This window comes from Enorma phocaeensis (assembly GCF_900186505.1).
Classification (GTDB): domain Bacteria; phylum Actinomycetota; class Coriobacteriia; order Coriobacteriales; family Coriobacteriaceae; genus Enorma; species Enorma phocaeensis.
Genome location: NZ_LT891969.1, coordinates 355,553 through 372,856, shown reverse-complemented (window position 1 = coordinate 372,856; position 17,304 = coordinate 355,553). Strand labels below are relative to the sequence as shown.

Annotated in this window: 16 protein-coding genes; 5 read left to right on the top strand and 11 right to left on the bottom strand. The window is 59.6% G+C overall.

Annotation, left to right across the window (positions count from 1 at the left end; translation table 11 throughout):
- Positions 1-61 precede the first annotated feature (61 nt).
- Positions 62-1,495: an MATE family efflux transporter gene (locus C1717_RS04565; RefSeq protein WP_102372038.1), complete on the top strand. Its 1,434-nt coding sequence runs from the start codon at positions 62-64 to the stop codon at positions 1,493-1,495.
- 61 nt (positions 1,496-1,556) lie between these two features.
- Here C1717_RS04565 and C1717_RS04560 read toward each other — a convergent pair whose 3' ends face one another.
- The 4 genes from C1717_RS04560 to C1717_RS04545 form a co-directional block, all read right to left on the bottom strand.
- Entirely contained in the window at positions 1,557-2,453 is an 897-nt protein-coding gene (locus C1717_RS04560; protein WP_245859460.1) for a TrmH family RNA methyltransferase, read from the bottom strand.
- 1 nt (position 2,454) lies between these two features.
- Positions 2,455-3,063, bottom strand: coding sequence for a dihydrofolate reductase (locus tag C1717_RS04555; protein WP_102372036.1), 609 nt, complete (start codon positions 3,061-3,063; stop codon positions 2,455-2,457).
- A gap of 20 nt (positions 3,064-3,083) precedes the next feature.
- Entirely contained in the window at positions 3,084-3,932 is an 849-nt protein-coding gene (thyA, locus tag C1717_RS04550; protein ID WP_102372035.1) for a thymidylate synthase, read from the bottom strand.
- 163 nt (positions 3,933-4,095) lie between these two features.
- Entirely contained in the window at positions 4,096-4,803 is a 708-nt protein-coding gene (locus C1717_RS04545; RefSeq protein WP_245859459.1) for a YitT family protein, read from the bottom strand.
- A gap of 102 nt (positions 4,804-4,905) precedes the next feature.
- Between C1717_RS04545 and C1717_RS04540 the strand changes: the two genes are divergently transcribed.
- On the top strand, positions 4,906-5,745 hold the full coding sequence (locus tag C1717_RS04540) for a MerR family transcriptional regulator (RefSeq protein WP_102372034.1): 840 nt from the start codon (positions 4,906-4,908) through the stop codon (positions 5,743-5,745).
- 42 nt (positions 5,746-5,787) lie between these two features.
- On the opposite strand, the gene C1717_RS04535 is transcribed toward C1717_RS04540, so the two are convergent.
- The 4 genes from C1717_RS04535 to C1717_RS04520 all read right to left on the bottom strand — a co-directional run bounded on the left by C1717_RS04535 (position 5,788) and on the right by C1717_RS04520 (position 10,057).
- Positions 5,788-6,711 (bottom strand): AEC family transporter, encoded by a 924-nt coding sequence (locus tag C1717_RS04535; protein WP_102372033.1) that lies wholly within the window; start codon positions 6,709-6,711, stop codon positions 5,788-5,790.
- Between the two features lie 21 nt (positions 6,712-6,732).
- On the bottom strand, positions 6,733-8,211 hold the full coding sequence (gene ffh, locus C1717_RS04530; protein ID WP_102372032.1) for a signal recognition particle protein: 1,479 nt from the start codon (positions 8,209-8,211) through the stop codon (positions 6,733-6,735).
- A 179-nt stretch (positions 8,212-8,390) separates the two neighbouring features.
- Complete coding sequence (locus tag C1717_RS04525) at positions 8,391-8,618, bottom strand: helix-turn-helix transcriptional regulator (protein WP_102372031.1); 228 nt, start codon at positions 8,616-8,618, stop codon at positions 8,391-8,393.
- Positions 8,619-8,836: 218 nt separating this feature from the next.
- Positions 8,837-10,057, bottom strand: coding sequence for an IS110 family RNA-guided transposase (locus tag C1717_RS04520; RefSeq protein WP_245859445.1), 1,221 nt, complete (start codon positions 10,055-10,057; stop codon positions 8,837-8,839).
- 747 nt (positions 10,058-10,804) lie between these two features.
- Here C1717_RS04520 and C1717_RS10475 point away from each other — a divergent pair.
- Both C1717_RS10475 and C1717_RS10975 read left to right on the top strand, forming a co-directional pair.
- On the top strand, positions 10,805-11,728 hold the full coding sequence (locus C1717_RS10475) for a zinc-ribbon domain-containing protein (RefSeq protein ID WP_077071243.1): 924 nt from the start codon (positions 10,805-10,807) through the stop codon (positions 11,726-11,728).
- Positions 11,729-11,760: 32 nt separating this feature from the next.
- The gene (locus tag C1717_RS10975) at positions 11,761-11,919 is read left to right on the top strand and encodes a zinc-ribbon domain-containing protein (RefSeq protein WP_144277185.1); all 159 of its coding nucleotides are present in this window, start codon (positions 11,761-11,763) and stop codon (positions 11,917-11,919) included.
- 19 nt (positions 11,920-11,938) lie between these two features.
- Here C1717_RS10975 and C1717_RS04510 read toward each other — a convergent pair whose 3' ends face one another.
- Both C1717_RS04510 and C1717_RS04500 read right to left on the bottom strand, forming a co-directional pair.
- On the bottom strand, positions 11,939-12,961 hold the full coding sequence (locus C1717_RS04510; RefSeq protein ID WP_219722246.1) for an IS1595 family transposase: 1,023 nt from the start codon (positions 12,959-12,961) through the stop codon (positions 11,939-11,941).
- A 952-nt stretch (positions 12,962-13,913) separates the two neighbouring features.
- Positions 13,914-14,906 (bottom strand): IS30 family transposase, encoded by a 993-nt coding sequence (locus C1717_RS04500; RefSeq protein WP_102372029.1) that lies wholly within the window; start codon positions 14,904-14,906, stop codon positions 13,914-13,916.
- A gap of 216 nt (positions 14,907-15,122) precedes the next feature.
- Here C1717_RS04500 and C1717_RS04495 point away from each other — a divergent pair, with 216 nt between their 5' ends.
- A complete protein-coding gene (locus C1717_RS04495; protein ID WP_180965858.1) occupies positions 15,123-16,388 on the top strand; it encodes a hypothetical protein in 1,266 nt (421 codons plus the stop codon).
- Here C1717_RS04495 and ftsY read toward each other — a convergent pair whose 3' ends face one another.
- Positions 16,389-17,303 (bottom strand): signal recognition particle-docking protein FtsY, encoded by a 915-nt coding sequence (gene ftsY / locus C1717_RS04490; RefSeq protein ID WP_102372028.1) that lies wholly within the window; start codon positions 17,301-17,303, stop codon positions 16,389-16,391. It abuts the gene before it with no gap.
- Between the last annotated feature and the right edge of the window lies 1 nt (position 17,304).

The window sequence follows — 17,304 nt, the reverse complement described above, 5'->3', positions numbered from 1 at the left end:
GGATACCCAGTGGGCAAGTGAGTAAACACACGACTTCATGCGCAGGAGGAAAGGGGCGGCAATGGCGTTTGGGAGACGGCTGGCACGGCACGCCGGCGCGGCATCGCTCGATGTGACGACGGGCGTTATCTGGCAGCAGTTGCTCCTCCTGTGCGTTCCCATCTTCTTCAGCTCGTTCTTCCAGCAGGCACATGCCCTCATCAACACCTTCATCCTCGGACAATTCGGCGGCAAGCTTGCACTTGGCGGCGTGCAGGCGACGGCATCGCTATTCGAGCTTGCGGTCGGCTTCTCCGTTGGTCTAGGCGCCGGATGCGCGGTGATCTCGGGACAGTTCTTTGGCAGCCATGATGACGAGCGCCTATCCCGCTCGATTCATACGGCGATGGCCCTCGCGCTTGTGCTCGGCCTCACGGTGTCCATCGCGGGCGCCCTCTTCATCCCCCAGATCCTCACCATCATGGGCACCCCTGACGACCTCATGCCCGAAGCGGTTCCCTACTCGCGCTGCTACGCCTTGGGAATGGTCTTCTCGCTCACCCTTAACATGGGGTCGGCGCTCCTGCGCTCAGTGGGCGACACCCGAACCCCGGCCCTCATCATCGCGAGCGGCTGCGTCATCAACGCAATCCTCGATATCATCTTCGTAGCAGTGCTGCATCTTGAGGCCATGGGTTGCGGCATTGCAACCGCGACGACCCTATTCATCAACGCGTCCCTCATCGTGAGACGCCTGACGCGGGCGCAGGGCGCATGGAGGCTCGACGTGCGACGGCTTGGTTTCGACAGCAGGATCTTGCGCAGCATGGTCGCAACGGGGCTCCCGCTCGCCATCCAATCTTCGGTCTATTCGATCTCGAACATCATTCTCCAGTCGACCGTGAACACATTCGGTTCCGATGCGGTCACCGGATGGGGCCTCTCAGGCAGGCTCGATGCGATCATCTGGATGGTGACCGAGGCGCTCGGCGTATCTGTGACGACGTTTGCTGCACAGAATTTTGGAGCACGCAACTACGACCGCATGCGCCGTGGCTACCACACCTCGCTGCTCATAACCGTCGTCCTCATAGGAAGCCTCTCTGCGGTGCTCGTCACCTTCGTGGGCCAGCTCTCGCGTCTGTTTATCGATGATCCGGCGGTCACCGCCTACACCACGACGATGATCCACTTCATAGCCCCGTTCTACGTGTTCTACTCGATAGTCGACAACACGTCCGGCGCTATACGCGGTTCCGGCGAGAGCCTTAGGCCCATGCTCCTCACCATATTGGGGACCGTGGTCTTTCGCGTCATCTGGCTGCTCGTCATCGTACCGATGCATCATGCGGTTGAGACCATGCTGATGGTCTACCCAGTGACCTGGATCCTCTCCGCCATCCTGTTTGTGAGCTACCACCACTGGGGCCATTGGCTCAACCATGCGGAACGGCGAGCGGAGCGCCTCGAAACTGCCACCGCCTCGCAATCGAGCCGTCGGGAAGTAGAGCTGTAGGACACGCGAGCGCGGGATGGCCCCGCGATGCAAATGGCGACCGAGGAACCCGAGGGGTGCATCATGCGTAGCGACCGGGACGGTAGTGATAGGCATTTGAGGTATGCGGGCAGAGCTGCCAGAATGCGACAGCGGAAGCTGCAGCCACGTTCAGGGAATCGACGCCATGAGCCATGGGGATCCGCACCGTGACATCTGATTCCTCAATGGTGCGGGAGCACAGCCCTTCGCCCTCCGTACCCATGAAAAGAGCGAGACGCTCGTGCTCGGCGAGAGCCGGATCGTCGAGGGACACGGAATCGTCGGTGAGTGCCAGCGCGGCTGACGCAAATCCGGCTCGACGGAGCGCTTCGAAGCCGTCACCGGGCCAGTGGCGGGCATCGCTTCCGATCCTGGTCCATGGCACCTGGAATACGGTTCCCATCGACACGCGGACCGCACGGCGGTAGAGCGGGTCGCAGCACGTGGGACTCACCAGAACGCCGTCTACGTTAAGAGCGGCAGCACTCCTGAAAATCGCACCCACATTGGTATGGTCGACGATCCCCTCGAGCACGCAGACGCGAACGGGACGACCTCCAGCACGATCGACCAGGGAATTCAGAAAACTCCCAGCATCTGAAAGCGGAGGGCGGCGACAGGCTGCAAGCGCGCCGCGCGTGACGGAAAAACCCGTGAGCTTCTCCATGAGCTCCATCGGAGCCACGAAAACCGGCACCGGCTCGATCGTCTCGAGCGAGTCTAGTAACGGGAGGATCTGCTCCAGCCAGCGCTCGCCCAGAAGGAAGCTCAGAGGCTCCACCCCGGCTTCAACGGCACGCTCGATGACCTTGAGGCTTTCGGCGATGAAGATGCCCTTCTCGGGTTCGAGCACGCATCTCAGCTCGCGCTCGGTGAGCCTTGTGTAGGCATCGAGACGGGCATCCTCCAAGGTGTGGATACGGATGATCTCGTACATGCTAGGACACCGCATCGTATGCAGCATCGACCACGGCGGAGATAAGGTCGACCGCACCGTCTATCCAAGAGCTCGATCCGGACTGCTTGGCATCAACGCGCTCGTAGGTCACGAACTCGAAGGAGACGCCCTCATCGCCAGCGCCAGCTTGAATCACGTGCCCGTCGTCCCGAGCGGCGATCCGCCATGAGGGGTCGTCATCGAGGTTGGGGAAAAAGGAGTCGGCAGGGCGCACACAGTGGTTCTTCGTCACCACCGCCTCAACGCACGAAGGGATGAGCTGCCGATAGACCTCCGCCCCACCGATAACCCAAGCCACGTCCTCCCCCGACACGGCGGAAAGAGCCTCATCAACGGAGTGCACGGTCTCGACGCCGTCTCGAGAAAACGAAACGTCGCGCGTGAGCACGATGTTGCGCCGGTCCTTGAGGGGTCGCCCACCCGGAAAGCTCTCCAGGGTCTTTCGGCCCATGATGACCGCATGCCCCTTGGTGCACGCCACGAAGTGCCTCATGTCGGCACGATTCTCTAGAAGCATCCCGCCATCGCGCCCGATGCCCCAGTCATCGCACACCGCAACGATAGCTTTGAGCGCAACCGATTCGCCCATTCGAGCTCCCTTCTTGAGCCTTACACCGCGATGGGAATCCCCTTCACCTGCGGGCCATGTTGGTAGTCCTCAACGATAAGATCATCTGTCGTGAAATCGTAGAAATTCTTGACCGCAGGGTTGAGCGAGACCTTCGGCGCCGGGTACTGCGGGCGCTGGATGAGCTCGCGCACGATATCCACATGCCGATCGTAGATATGCGCGTCCACGATCACATGGAGGAGCTCGCCCGGCACCATATCGCTCACCTGCGCGACCATCATAAGCAAGATCGCATACTGGCAAACGTTCCAGTTGTTCGCCGCAAGGATGTCCTGGCTGCGCTGCATAAGGCACATGTTGAGCGTGGGGCGCTCGTCGCCGACGGCATGCGTCACGTTATAGGTGACGCTATAGGCGCACGGATAGAGGTGCATCTCGGAGAGGTCGGAGAAAGTGTACATATTCGTCATGATGCGGCGCGAGAACGGCGTGTGCGCCAAGTCGTAGAGCACACGGTCCATCTGGTCGAAATCGCCCTCGGGATAATGGGACTTCTGAGCGATCTGATACCCGTAAGCTTTGCCGATCGAACCGGTCTCATCAGCCCATTCATCCCAAATATGGCTGTTAAGGTCGTGGATGTTGTTGGATTTCCTCTGGTAGATCCACAGAATCTCGTCCATGGCGGATTTGAGCGCCGTGCGCCTTAACGTGAGCGCGGGAAACTCCTCGCGCAGGTCATAGCGGGCGGTCACACCGAAGTTCTTGATGGTGTAAGCGGGCGTTCCGTCTTCCCAGCGCGGACGCACCTTCTCGCCCTCGTTGGTCGTGCCATGGTCGAGGATATCCGTGCACATCCTAACGAAGAGCTGATCTGCTTTGCTCATGGGCGCTCCTTTACGCAAATAGCGGTCGGTTCTCCATTGTAGGGAACCAGGAGCCATCGCAAGCCGTCAACCGGAGCCGTCACGCAACAAGCGGCTTCATGCGCAACCGCTCCCAGCGACCAATGCGTCCTGCCGCGGACATGAGCAACAGGACCGATGATCGCTACCCTTCCCTAAGTTCAGCCCGCTCTTCCAAGCCGTCCACAGAAACGCAGGTACCGTCGGCCTTCTCGTGAGAGCCCATACCCACCACGAAATCGATGAGTGGCGAGGAGATGAAGACCGTTACCAGAGAGAAGACGATTTTAGTAACGGGAATGTAGCTGAGCGAGAGCAAGAGAACCGAGAGGTCGGTAAAGAGGTAGCATCGAGCGAGCTTGAGACCGGTAAGCTTGTGTATGGAGAGGGCGAGCGCGTCGTCACCTCCGGCAGACGCATTGCAGCGCACGACGAGTCCCGCTCCGACGCCGACGAACATGCCGCCGAGGATCGCGGCGATAAGCGGATGCGCCGAAAGGTCGGGAAGAAGATGGGGCAAGCTCTCCCAAAGCGCGTAGAACAAGGCCAGCAGAACGCTCGATACCGCAGACCAGCCCAAAAAGCCCGCACCAAGCACGATGAACCCAACCACATAGCACACCGCATCGAGTACGGGAGAGGCTATGGAAGCATCGATGCCGAACCAATGGTTCAACAGGAGGATTCCCCCGAGAACACCGCCCTCGGTGATACCGACAACCTGATGGATGTTGTGCATGCCGAACGTAAGGATCGCGCAACCGAGTGCGATCGTCCCGAAGCGCCGCGCAAGCGACCTGAGACTCGTCTTGGCGAACAGATCCGAGCATTTGCCCTTGACGGTATCGATCATTCCGGAATACACCTCGTGCACCTTGCCTTCTTGTTCGTATTGTCCCTGTCTAGGGTAAACTCTGGTACGGTACCAGGGTCAAATGCAAAGGATGAAGACCTTATGGAGCGAGCGCGCATCAAAGACAGCTACACCATCAGCGAGATTTCCCGGCTCTTTGGTATCGGCATCGATTCGCTGCGCTATTACGAGCGGTTGGGGGTAATCGCCCCCACGCGAGCCGCGAACGGATATCGCATATATGGGCTGAACGACCTCTACCGACTCGCCGCCATCAAAGAGCTTCGAAGCCTTGGACTCGGCATGGAAGCCATCAAGCGCTATCTCGAGCACCAGGACATCGCTGGGACCAAGGCGCTCCTTGCCGACGAGGAGCGCCTGATAGAAGAGCAGATCGTAGCTCTTGAGCTCCGGCAGGAAGCAATCGAGCGCCGACGCGATCGCATCGCTGCCGCAGAAGGCGGATCCTTTGGAAGCGTAGAGGTCCTTTCCTTCCCCATCAGGCGCTGCGTGCGAATATCGGGCCATGTCGAGCGCGACGAGGAAATGGATCTTCTTATCTCGCGCCTGCACCGTCGCTATGAGAACCAGCTTCCGCTGCTGGGGAGCCTCACGGTCGGCGCGTTCTTTGACTGCGAAGCGCTCGCGCAGGGTAGAGCAAATGTCTTCGAGTCGGTGTTCTTCATCGTAGAGGATGAATCCGTTCCAAGCGATTTCGAACTACCCGCTGGAGACTACCTCACGGTGAGGTATCGAGGCCCCTATGCTCAGGATGCACGGTTTTTGGCAGAACTCGCGCGAGCACGCAACCAGCGAGGCATGTGCGAGGACGCAGCGCCCTTTGAGATATACGAGATCGACAACCGCGACACCGCATGCGAGGAAGAGTTCATCACACGTGTCGAGATCTATCTGCAAGCAGAGCCCGCTGCTCTAGGTTAGCTTGCAACGATCCGTGAAGCGAATCCGGTCGCGCCAAGAGGCCTACAGGGTGAGCAGCAATGCCAGCAGCGGAAAGGTTGCAAACGAGAACACCGTGGTCACCACGATACCGCGAGCTGGCAGATCTGGGCCGAGCCGGTAGGCGGTAGCTACAGCCGGAGCGATGGAACCAACCGGCATGGCGAGGAGCACTACGAGGATGCCAAGCAGCATCTCATCCATGCCTAGCGCGCGAAGAGGCATGAAGAGCACCACCGGCAACGCGATGAAGCGTAGGAATTCGAAGAGGTACAGGCGTCGCTCGCGCAGCACCTCAGCGAAATCAGACTCTGCTATGGCAACCCCCACGAGCATCATCCCCAAGGGGGAAGTCGCGCTACCGGCTAGCTCGCACGCCTCGGCAGCAAATGCTGGAAGGTGGATGTCAAGCAGGAACAAAGCCATAGCTGCGCTCGCAACGAGCGGTGCGCTCAGTATGCGGTGCATGTCGACGGAGATGCCTGAATCCCCCATGGTGATAAGCATCACCCCGAAGCTGTAGAACAGCAGGTTGAACACGGCGAAGACGATGCTTCCCAGGAATACCGCATTGCTGCCATAAAGCGCTTCGATAACGGGAAACCCGGCGAAGACGATGTTCGTGAAGATGCCCATGAAGAGGTAGAGCGGGCGCTCTTCTTGAGATGGCTTAACCAACGCGATGATGGCGTAGGTCGCCGCGAGCATGATGAGGAAGAACGAAAGACCCAGCAGCAAGCCGTTCGCCACATGCCCGCCGCCGAGCGAGCGATCTGCTTGCCCTGCAGCATTCAGGATGGTGCAGGGCAAGGTGATGTTGAACACGAGGCCTGAGATGCCCTCACGCGCCGGCCCTGCGAGAAAACCCAGACGCGCTGCCGCATACCCGAGCAGCGACACGATGACAAGCGCTGCCATGCTGTTGAGCACGCCGGCGATCTCGGTCATAGCACTCCCCCGCAGCAGCCGCTATTTGCGCTTCATCTGCTGTTCCATAGCGCGGAGCATGTCCATGTCGGAGCCAGACCCCATGCCACCGAAAGGATTGCCGCCGCCAAAGCCGGGCATACCGCCCATCCCGGGCATGCCGGGCATTCCAGGCATGCGCATGCGCTTGCCCTTCTTGCCTTTCTTGCCTTTCTTGCCGCCCTGCTGCTGGGCCATGCTGCGCATCTTGCCCATCATCTTGTTCATCTCGCCCCATTGCTTCATGAGGTTGTTGACGTCGGTGGGCGTGGTACCGGAACCGCGGGCGATGCGAGCGCGGCGCTGGCCGTTGATCATCGAAGGCTTCAAGCGTTCCTTCGCGGTCATGGACTGGATCATGGCTTCGATCTTGTCGAGCATGGACTCATCGAGGTTGCCGCCCATCTGGTTGAGCATGCGCTGGCCGCCGGGCAGCATGCCGATAAGCGACTTCATACCACCCATCTTCCTCAGCATGCGCATCTGCTCGAGCAGGTCGTTCATGGTTAGGCCGTCGCGAAGCATCCGCTCGGCTGCCTCGAGTTGCTCGGCGTTTGCAGCCTCCTGGGCTTTCTCGATGATGCCCACCACATCGCCCATCCCGAGGATGCGCTTGGCCATGCGATCGGGGCTGAACACCTCGAGCGAATCGGGCTTCTCGCCCATGGATACGAACTTGATGGGCTTGCCCGTCACAGCGCGAACCGAGAGCGCGCCGCCGCCGCGGGCATCGCCATCGAGCTTGGAGATGATCACGCCGTCGAAGTCGGTGCGCTCGGCAAACGTCGAGACGACGTTGACGATGTCCTGGCCGGTCATGGCATCGACGACCATGAGCACCTGGTCGGGCTTCACAGCCTTCTTGATGTCGACAGCCTCCTGCATCATCTGCTCATCGATCTGCAAGCGGCCAGCGGTGTCGACGATGACCACATCGCGCATCTTGTCGACTGCCTCGCGAACGGCGCCCTGGGCGATCTCGATGGGATGAGCCCCATCGCCGCGGAAGACCGGCACACCGATCTCGCCACCAAGGGTAGCGAGCTGGTCCGCAGCAGCCGGACGGTAGACGTCGCAGGCGGCGAGCAAGGGGCTCTTGCCCTGCTTCTTCAGCAGGTAGGCGAGCTTCACTGCGGCGGTCGTCTTACCTGAGCCCTGCAAACCAACGAGCATGATGACGTTGGGGATGCGGCTAGAGAGAACGAGCTTGCTTTCGGTGGAACCGAGGAGCTCGACCAGCTCGTCGAGGACGATCTTGACGACGTTCTGCGCCGGCGTGAGCGAGTCCATGACCTCAGCGGTAAGGCAGCGCTCGCGCGTCTTGGCGACGAAGTCCTTAACGACCTTGAAGTTGACGTCTGCCTCGAGCAGCGCCATGCGGATATCACGCATGGCGCTGGTGATATCCGCCTCGGTGAGCTTGCCCTTGCCACGAAGGCGGTCGAAGGTGTCGTTCAGGCGGTCGGAGAGGTTGTTGAACATGGGGGCTCCTATCGAGCTACATACAATTCTAAAAATCGGCAAAGAACAGGAAACTTGACCTTCAAATATTACCGTTAAGTCTCTGAGAATCCATTATGAAGGTTCTACAGAGATAGGCGAAGCAAACGTCACTTGATTCACACCAATCAAGTTTACTTCTTTGCATAGTTAATTACCGATTATTCGAAATCAAATATTCTCTTTACTGGAATTCTGTAGAAGCTAGCAAGTGCAAAAAGAGTCTGCAACCGTGGAGCTCTCTTACCTTGCTCAATATAACCAATAGAAACGCGATCCATATTGAGCGCCTCTGCCACTTCTTCTTGAGAAAAGCCCAGCGATTTTCTGAGAAGCTGCAATCGCTTCCCAAGTTTTCGATTGAATTCTTGAAAACCCTCAGTTTGCATGTCCTGAAGGTATGGCAGCACATCTTTTCAAACAACAAACAGAGAGTTTGCATACGGCAAACCGGCGCTCTAGAATGTAGACATTCTGTTTGCACTGAGTCTGAAAGTGGGGGTGTTCCTATAGTTTTGTCAACTGATTTTGTTGGCAAAGATCACTGCTTTCGAGCATGCTGACGCCAGCCCTTGTCGGGCTGGCGTTTTTCTATGGCTCTGGCTAGCTAGGCCGAGTACGGGACCTTGTCCCTCATGATCGCGTAGATCACCTTCATCCTCTTCCTGGCGACCGCCTTCAATGCCTCTCCGTGGCACATGCCGCGATCCCTGCATTTGCGGTAGTAGTCGCCGAACCGGCCCCTGCTCCTGCTAAGCGAGTTGCAGGAGAAGATGAGCAGGTTTTTCAGCCTCTTGTTTCCCTGGCGCGAGGCGCTCACCGACGATATCGACTTGCCTGACTGGCGGTTCCTGGGAGCGATTCCGCAATACGATGCGAGGTGGTCGTGGTCGGGGAAGTCGTCGATGTCGATGCTTATCACCAGCTCCGATGCGGTCCTTGGGCCGATTCCTGGGATGGTCAGCAGGCATTCGTAAGTGCCGTCCTCGACGAGCAGCGCCGTTATCTCCGTGTCGAGCCTTGCGGCTTCCTCGGCGGACTCCCTGATACGCCTGGCAAGCATCCTGACCTGCGGGTTCTCTGCCATGACCTGGTATTCGGACGGGCGCGTCGACGACGATATCGCCGCCAGCGCGGCGTCGATGCGCGCCCTGTTCGCGCCGCGGGTCACGGCGCCGACGGCATGCTTGCCGGCATCCAGGAGGCCCCAGGGGCCGCCCAGGGACTCCATCATCTTCAGCCAATGGGGATCGGCCAGGTCGGCCAGCGCCTCGAACGCGGGGCAGCTTTCCAGGAGTATGCTCCTGAGCCTGTTCTTGTCACGGGTGGAGCAGGTGACCATGTGGTTCCTCTGCGCCGCCATCGACCTTGCGGCCTCGAGCCTCTCGTCGCGCCTTGGCACGGGCAGCAGCGAATCCGGGATGCCGAGCGCCGTCTTGGCTATGACCGCGGCGTCGCGCTCGTCGGTCTTGGCGTCGCCCGCGAACAGCTTGGCAGCTCCGTGGGCGGCGATTCCCGGCAGGTAGGCGACGGGCAGCCCGGCCAGCCTTGCCCTCGATATCGCCAGCGACCCGATGTTGCGCACTTGGTCGACGACGACCAGCGTCCCTGCATCCACTCGGGCGAACAGGCTGTCCAGGTCATGCTCGGTGTTGGCCACGGGGCCGCTGGCGAGGATCTCGCCCTGCCTGGTCACGTGGCACGCCCAATGGGAGAACTTCCCGACGTCGAGGCCTATTACGGCAGGGCAGGCGGTGGCTTCGGTCAGCATGATGGTATCCTTCCAATCGTCGGTCGATCGGAATGCTGCCTCGCGCGACACCCACATTACCTGGCCGTGGCGCTCTTTGGTCGGAGGAGCCCGGCAGTTTCCTATTAGTCGTCAGAAGCAGCGGCGCCCGCGTCGGCAACACCCCCCGGGCCCTCAAGGGGCAGGGGCATAAGGCCGTCCGCGGGCGCCCGATCGGCAGTCCCTCGGGACATATGTCAATCGTAGTCCGACCGTCTAAGCGGATGGCTTAAGCGATTGGGCTAACTACTTCTCAAACTGTAATGGGCATGTGATGCGGAACACCAAATACGATTTGCCCGTCAAATTATTGATTGAAGCAATTCTATCTGCCACTTCTCAAGGGAGAACCACGACAACATATTCGGAGATCGCGAAGCTGACAAATACTCATTACCGCGACCACATGCTATATGAGCGTCTCGATAAGATACAGGCATACTGCAGAAGCAGAGATTTTCCGAGTCTTCCCGCAATGGTAATTAACTCGAACCTGCATAAGCCCGGGACAACATTTTTTGTCTCATATGCAAATCATTATTTGAGAGACATGACTCCGAGACAGCTAATGGAAAGCAATCAGATTAGTCCTGAGATCACATTTGAAGATCTGGTCATTAAGTATGAGCAAGCGCGTGTTCAATCGAGATCAGACTGGAACGAACTGATCCACAACGAAGACTTCACAGATTGTTAGTTTAAGTTCCGACATCTTGAAATAGTAATGAACTGCATTCATCTCACTTCCTTTGCTCGTACTAATAATTCTCTGAAGTAGGAGAAGCAATGTTTTGCCAAAACTGTGGTCAGGAAAATGTTGACTCGGCCAACTATTGCGTTGCTTGCGGTTCTAGAATACTTATTCCTTCAAAGGATGGGAAAGCCGCGATCGATAGATATAACGAAACCGCCAAGGATGTAGATACTCAGACTTCAAGTGAACCGCATGACGTTGCTCATAGTATCGAATCAATAATGAGAAGCCCTGAGACCTTGACTAATGAGCACAAACAAGAAGCGCGAGAACAGACTTTTAGCAAATCAACAGAAGCGAGTTATGCAACTGTAGATCAGCTCGTTAGTCAATTGGGACTATCAACTGACCATAAAATCAACCTTAATGAAATCAACCTCAGCGTAGAAGAACTACTGATTTGTTCAGCGTCAATTCTTGCCATAATTGCATTGATACTTCCCTTCTTCTCCTTCCAGCTCGGAACGACCGAAGCCTCGGGATCAGCATCCGTTAATTTGATATCGCGTGGCTTTTGGTGGTTCATTCCCCTCTGGGCAATCGGCGCCTTAGCAGCGAAACGCTTTACAATCGTCTCTATCATAACTAGCGGAATAACCCTAGTCTTCTCAGGCTATTACCTCATCGGATATATTTCTAATGGCACATCTATTGGCGCCGGCTGCATACTCCTTACTGCCAGCGGATTAATAATGTTCCTAAGCAGCATTTATCTCCTGTTTAAAGGACCTACTCCATTACCTATGCTTTCTGGTAATGACACAGCAGACATTCAGAGCGCCCTTAGCAAAATTGCCAATCTTTCCAATCATCGAGATGGTAAGAGCTTCTCGACTAGGGATATCGATCAACTTGATAAGACAGTCGAGGGTGTTGGAAAAGTATGCCCGAAATGCGGCTATCTCGAAGATCCTGATGCAAAATTCTGTGGTGCCTGCGGTCATCACTTTGCATAGATTATCGGTATGTCTATCAAGGGACTCTTTTGATGTTTTGCAATAACTGCGGTGTAGAAGTACCTGATGGTAAGAGATATTGCAATAACTGCGGAAAGAAGTTGGACGTAAAAGGTTCGTCTGAACGCGTGGAAAAAAGGAAATCGAAATGTATCAACCACAATAGAATTAAAAACAATCTAACAGTCTAGAACTTAGGTGATAGGGAGCCTACGTTGAGCTGCGGAAGCGCGCGTCGGTCATGAGAAGATGGCGGACCACCCTCGCGATCTCGGGCCATCTCTCGCCGTCGCGCTTCACCCTGAACAGGTAGACGTAGAGGTTGAGGTAGGACTGCAGGTTCTTCGGATCCATGCCGGTGAACCTCCACAGGTAGCGCTTGATCCAGGAGCACAGGTTGTTCACGAGGGCCATCGCCTCGAGGTAGACCGGGTCCCGCACGTCGGCCTTGTAGCTCTCGTCGACGAGCCCGTTCTCCCGCACCAGCGCGCCGTGCGCCCGCTCGCGGTCGTGCACTAGGACGGAGCCCTCGGCGATGTGCGCCTTCAGCGCCCCCCTGATCCGGGCGGACGACGGCTTGCCGTGCCCGCAGACCACGGCGACGGGCTCCTTTCGGGAGTCGATGCCCACCGCGATGCAGATCTGCTGCCTTGAGAGCCCCCGCTTGCGGGCCTGCCCGTAGCCCCTCGAGAGGTCCGTGTCGTTGACGTAGGTCTCGTCGATCCAGACGCGTCCCCGGAGCACGACGCGGTCCTGGTAGCCGTCCACGGCCGCGAACAGGCGGTGGCGCCACTCCCAGGCGGTCTGGTGGCTTATGCGGCAGGCCGCCGCGCAGGCGTCGAGCGGCACCGCGAAGAGCGCCAGCCTGATGAAGTCGACCCAGGTGGCGAGGGGCTTCTTGCAGCCCTCCAGGACGGTGCCGGTGAGCGAGGTGAACCTCGCGCCGCATCGCGGGCAGCGCCACCTGCGCACGCCCGAGGGCTCGAACCCGTCCCTCCAGGGGGCGGTCCCGCCGCACGACGGGCAGGCCGGTTCGGGACGGTACGCCTCGGCGGCCTCGGCGAGGGTCCCGAAGCCGGCCTCCTCGCGCAGCCTCCTCTCGGCGACGGCGGCGGACAGCAGGTCGAGCTCGCCGGCGGCGAGGCCGTCGACGAGCCCCGAGTAGGGGTTCGTGCGCTTCATGGCGGGGTCTTCCCATCCGCCCGAACGCCCACCCGGAGGGATTGTCGCCAAACAAAGATCCGGGTGGGCGCTCGGGCTGACTCTCTGTTTGGCTGGGAAGAGTATAGCCCGGCCGCCGAGAGCCGGATCGCCTATCACCTAAGTTCTAGACTGTTAGAAAAACAATAAATCGCGAGGTGCATCAGGAAAAACGAATCATTCTAAGTTTACGTTCGCTGGAATTGCTATAGCCATCATAGCCATGCTTGGTATAGGAACTTTTATTCTGAATAAAGCAGAAGAGTCGCATAATGCTGTCACTAGCCACAGTTCAACAGCTCTCGAGGTCCCTGCAACAGATTCCGAACAGAACGAGAATAACGCTTCCGCTGTTGAAGCAATAGATTCCGCTGTTGAAGCAATAGAATATGCAAGCGAAGAGGCAGCCGATCAAACGAGCTTGTTGCACTCGTCTGCTTCTACAATTTTAGCAGATAATAATAGGGACGATCATCTTTCGGATGACTCCATAATGGGTCCAAGTCGAACAACCATTGATCAGATGGTGCAGAGATTCAACTCTACCGGCCATTCCTATCCAACTGCAATTTATGATCAATATGGCGCTCCTACAATTGAAGTATTATGCACCATCTTGTACGAAGAGGCGAACTCCGAAAACGTTCGTGCAGAGGTTGTTTTTGCGCAAACTATGATTGAAACTGGGTGGCTTCAATTTGGGGGAAGCGTTTATCCTGAACAATGCAACTTTGCAGGACTTGGCGCGTTCGACGGCTCTTCAGGAGCAACCTTCAATAATTACGGCAGCGATTCAGTCAGAATGGGGCTAAGAGCACAGGTACAACACCTGAAAGCCTACGCTTCACATGAAAGTCTAAATAATGAATGCATTGACCCGAGATTCTCTCTTGTTACAAGGGGATCTGCGCCAAGCGTTTATGACCTATCAGGAACATGGGCAGCAGATCCAGAGATGGGAACAAAAATAATGAACCTTAGTTTTTCACAGCAAGTGCAACGAGGCCGATCGGTAGACCTCGTACGGCGTCAGATACCCCAGGCGCTTGCGAGGCCTGCGGTTCAGCTCATCGTACACCCTCTCGACCTCCTCGTCGCTCACGGCGTCCAGGTCGCAGCCCTTTGGGAAGTACTGCCTCAGCAGCCCGTTGGTGTTCTCGTTGGTCCCGCGGTCCCACGGGTGGTGCGGCGGGCAGAAGTAGCACTCGGCCCCGACGGCCTCGGTGAACAGGGCGTGCTCGGCGAACTCCTTGCCCCGGTCCAGGGTGACGGTCTCCACGGCGTGGCCGCGCATCGACTCGACCATCGCCCCCCTCACGTCGCCCTTCCTCTTCGAGGGCGACTTGCGGCCGGCCAGGTAGCCGCTCATGCGGTCGACCATGGTGACGAGGCACGCGCCGCCGGCGCGCCCGGCGACCGTGTCGCCCTCCCAGTCGCCGACCCGCGAGCGGGCGCCCGCCTCGGCGGGCCGCTCGGAGAGCTCGTGCGACACCTTGATCTTCCCGCGCAGCTCGGAGCCGTCCCGGCGCTTCCGCCGCCTGCCGCCGCGCCTCAGCCTCGCCGACGCCCTTCGGCCGCCCACGCAGCGGTCGAGCGCGCCGGAGCCGATCGCGCGGTAGATCGTCGTGTCGCTGACGGCGAGGTCGGGGCGCTCGAGGCGGATGCGCCCCTCCAGCTGCTCGGGCGACCAGCGCCCCTCGAGCACGTGCTCCCTGACGAGCTCGAGCCTCTCGGGGTCGTCGAGCAGCCGCGGCCTGCGGCACGCCTCCCTGCGCGCCTCGTAGCGCCGCTGGGCGGTCGAGGCCCGGTACCAGGGGTGCGCGGTCGACGCGGCGCAGGAGTTGCGCGCGAGCTCCCTGGACACGGTGGACTTGTCCCTGTGGATCTCGCGGGCGATCTCGGAGACGCCCTTCCCCTGCCTGCGCAGGCACATGACGTCCTCGCGCTCCTCGATGGTAAGATGGCTGTACCGGCCCATGGCTGCCTCCTGATGATGTTGTCGTCGCAAGCACCATCGTATCAGGGCGCCATGGGCCGTCCTCATCGGGCGTTGTTGCACTTGGAATGAAAAACTAAGAACCAAATTATTGAATTGCTCTCATAATACCTTTGCGCTCAATATAACAATTGATGCAATAATTCTTGAAGATGCCCAAAGGCGCCCCACGTACGTCCAGACACATGGAGGCAAAACATAGCAGCGCACGCCGTCAACGCGACCCAAACCATCGTCGTCGAGGGCTTCGACTGGGGGCCGGCCGTCACCGCGACCGTCATCGACTTCGGGGCGGCGGTTGAGGCCCGCACGCTCGACGCGCGTGCGTTTCGCGTGCGCGACCGCCGCCAGAATTGCGTCGACGACCCTGCCGCCGCGGACGGCATCGGCATCGTGGAGCACGAGCGCACCGTCGTTGACGCCTTCCCGAGCGACGCGCACGGCAGGCGCCTCGCCGGCGACTCGCGCTACGTCACGCTCGCGCTGTTCGTCGGCGTGGACGACGGCGGCTGCAAGGTCTGGCGCGACTCCGCGAGCATGAACTTCTGGAGCGAGCCCTACGAGCTCGAGGTCGAGCTCGGCGCCGAGGCGCGGCTCGCCTTCGCGGACGGCTCCCCCATCGACGTGCTCGAGGTCGCGACCGACGACCTCATCGCCAAACGATACGCCCCCGTGATGGACGCCTTCGCGACCGGGACGTTCACGGCATCGGACGGCCGCGCGCTCGCTTTCGCCGCCCACTCCCCCGCTGCCGACGGGGCGCGCCACCCGCTCGTCGTCTGGCTCCATGGGGCGGGCGGCGGCGGGACCGACGTGTCCATGGCCGTCTTCGACACGAAGTGCACCGCGCTTGTCGAGGAGCCCTTCCAGACGGCGCTCGGCGGCGCCCATGTGCTCATCCCCCAGTGCGACGGCTTCTGGCTCGAGTACGAGGGCATGGGCGCGGACGACCCGCTCGGCAACCCCGGCCTGCCCTCCGTCTGGAAGCGCGCGGTGCTCGAGCTCATCGACGCCCATATCGCCGCGCACGCCGACATCGACCCGGACCGCGTCCTTGTGGGCGGCTGCTCGAACGGCGGCTTCCTCACCTTGGACCTCGCATTCGAGCGGTCCGGCTTCTTCGCCGCCGCCTTCCCCATCTGCGAGGCGTACCGTGACGCCGACATCACGGACGGGATGCTCGCCTCGATACGCGAGCTGCCGCTCTGGTTCGTCTACACGCGCGCGGACGTCGTGGTCGACCCGCGCCTGAACGAGGACCCGACGCTCCACCGCCTCGAGAAGGCGGGGGCGACAGACCTCCACGCCTCGATCTTCGACGACGCGCGGATCGTCCACGGGCCCTCAGCCGGCCACGTGTTCCCCGACGGCCACGAGGCATGGGTCTACTTCTTCAACGACCAGTGCGCCGACGCGCACGGCACCAGGATGTGGGACTGGCTCGCCCAGGCGCGGCGCCGCTAGCTACGCGGCGCCCACGAGCGCGCGGCAGAAATCATGCGCGTCGAACGCCTGAAGGTCCTCAATGCGCTCGCCCACCCCGATGCGCAGGATGGGCAGCTTGAGCTTGGCGGCTACCGCAAGCGCGATGCCGCCCTTCGCGGTGCCATCGAGCTTAGTCATGATAATGCCGTCGAGACCGAGCGAATTGTTGAATTCCTCGGCTTGCGCAAGGCCGTTTTGGCCCGTCCCCGCATCGATGACGAGAACCACGTGCACGGGCATGGGGCCCGCCTCGCACTTCTCGGCGCGCCTGCGGGTCACGTTCACGACCTTGGCGAGCTCGCGCATAAGGTCCGCCGAGGTATGGAGGCGTCCTGCCGTGTCGATGAGCACCAGGTCCGCGCCCTGCGCGTCCGCCTCGTCGAGAACGTCATAGCAGACGCTTGCCGGATCGGACCCGCGATCGCGCTTGACAACGGGTACCCCGGCGCGCTCGCCCCATACGTCAAGCTGCTCGATGGCGGCAGCGCGGAAGGTATCGGCGGACCCAATCACCACGCGCTTACCGCCCTCGTGGGCAGCGCTTGCTATCTTGCCCACCGTCGTGGTCTTTCCTGCGCCGTTGATGCCCACGAACAGGACGCAGGAGGGGGTATCGGAGAAGAAGTCGGTTTCAGGATGAACGAAGTACTCCTCGAGCCGCTCCGCCAAGGCGCGACGAAGCTGGTTGGCGGTCCTAAGGTTCTTGCGCGCTGCAAGATCGCGCAAGTCATCGGTAACCTGCATGGAGATCTCGGCGCCCATATCGCCCATGACGAGGGTATCCTCAAGATCCTCCCAGAAGTCCTCGTCCACCTCACCACCGAAGTAGAAGATCTCGTTCAGGGCCTCGCGGCTCCGCTCGAGCCCGTGGGAAAGCGCATCGAAGAGTCCCATC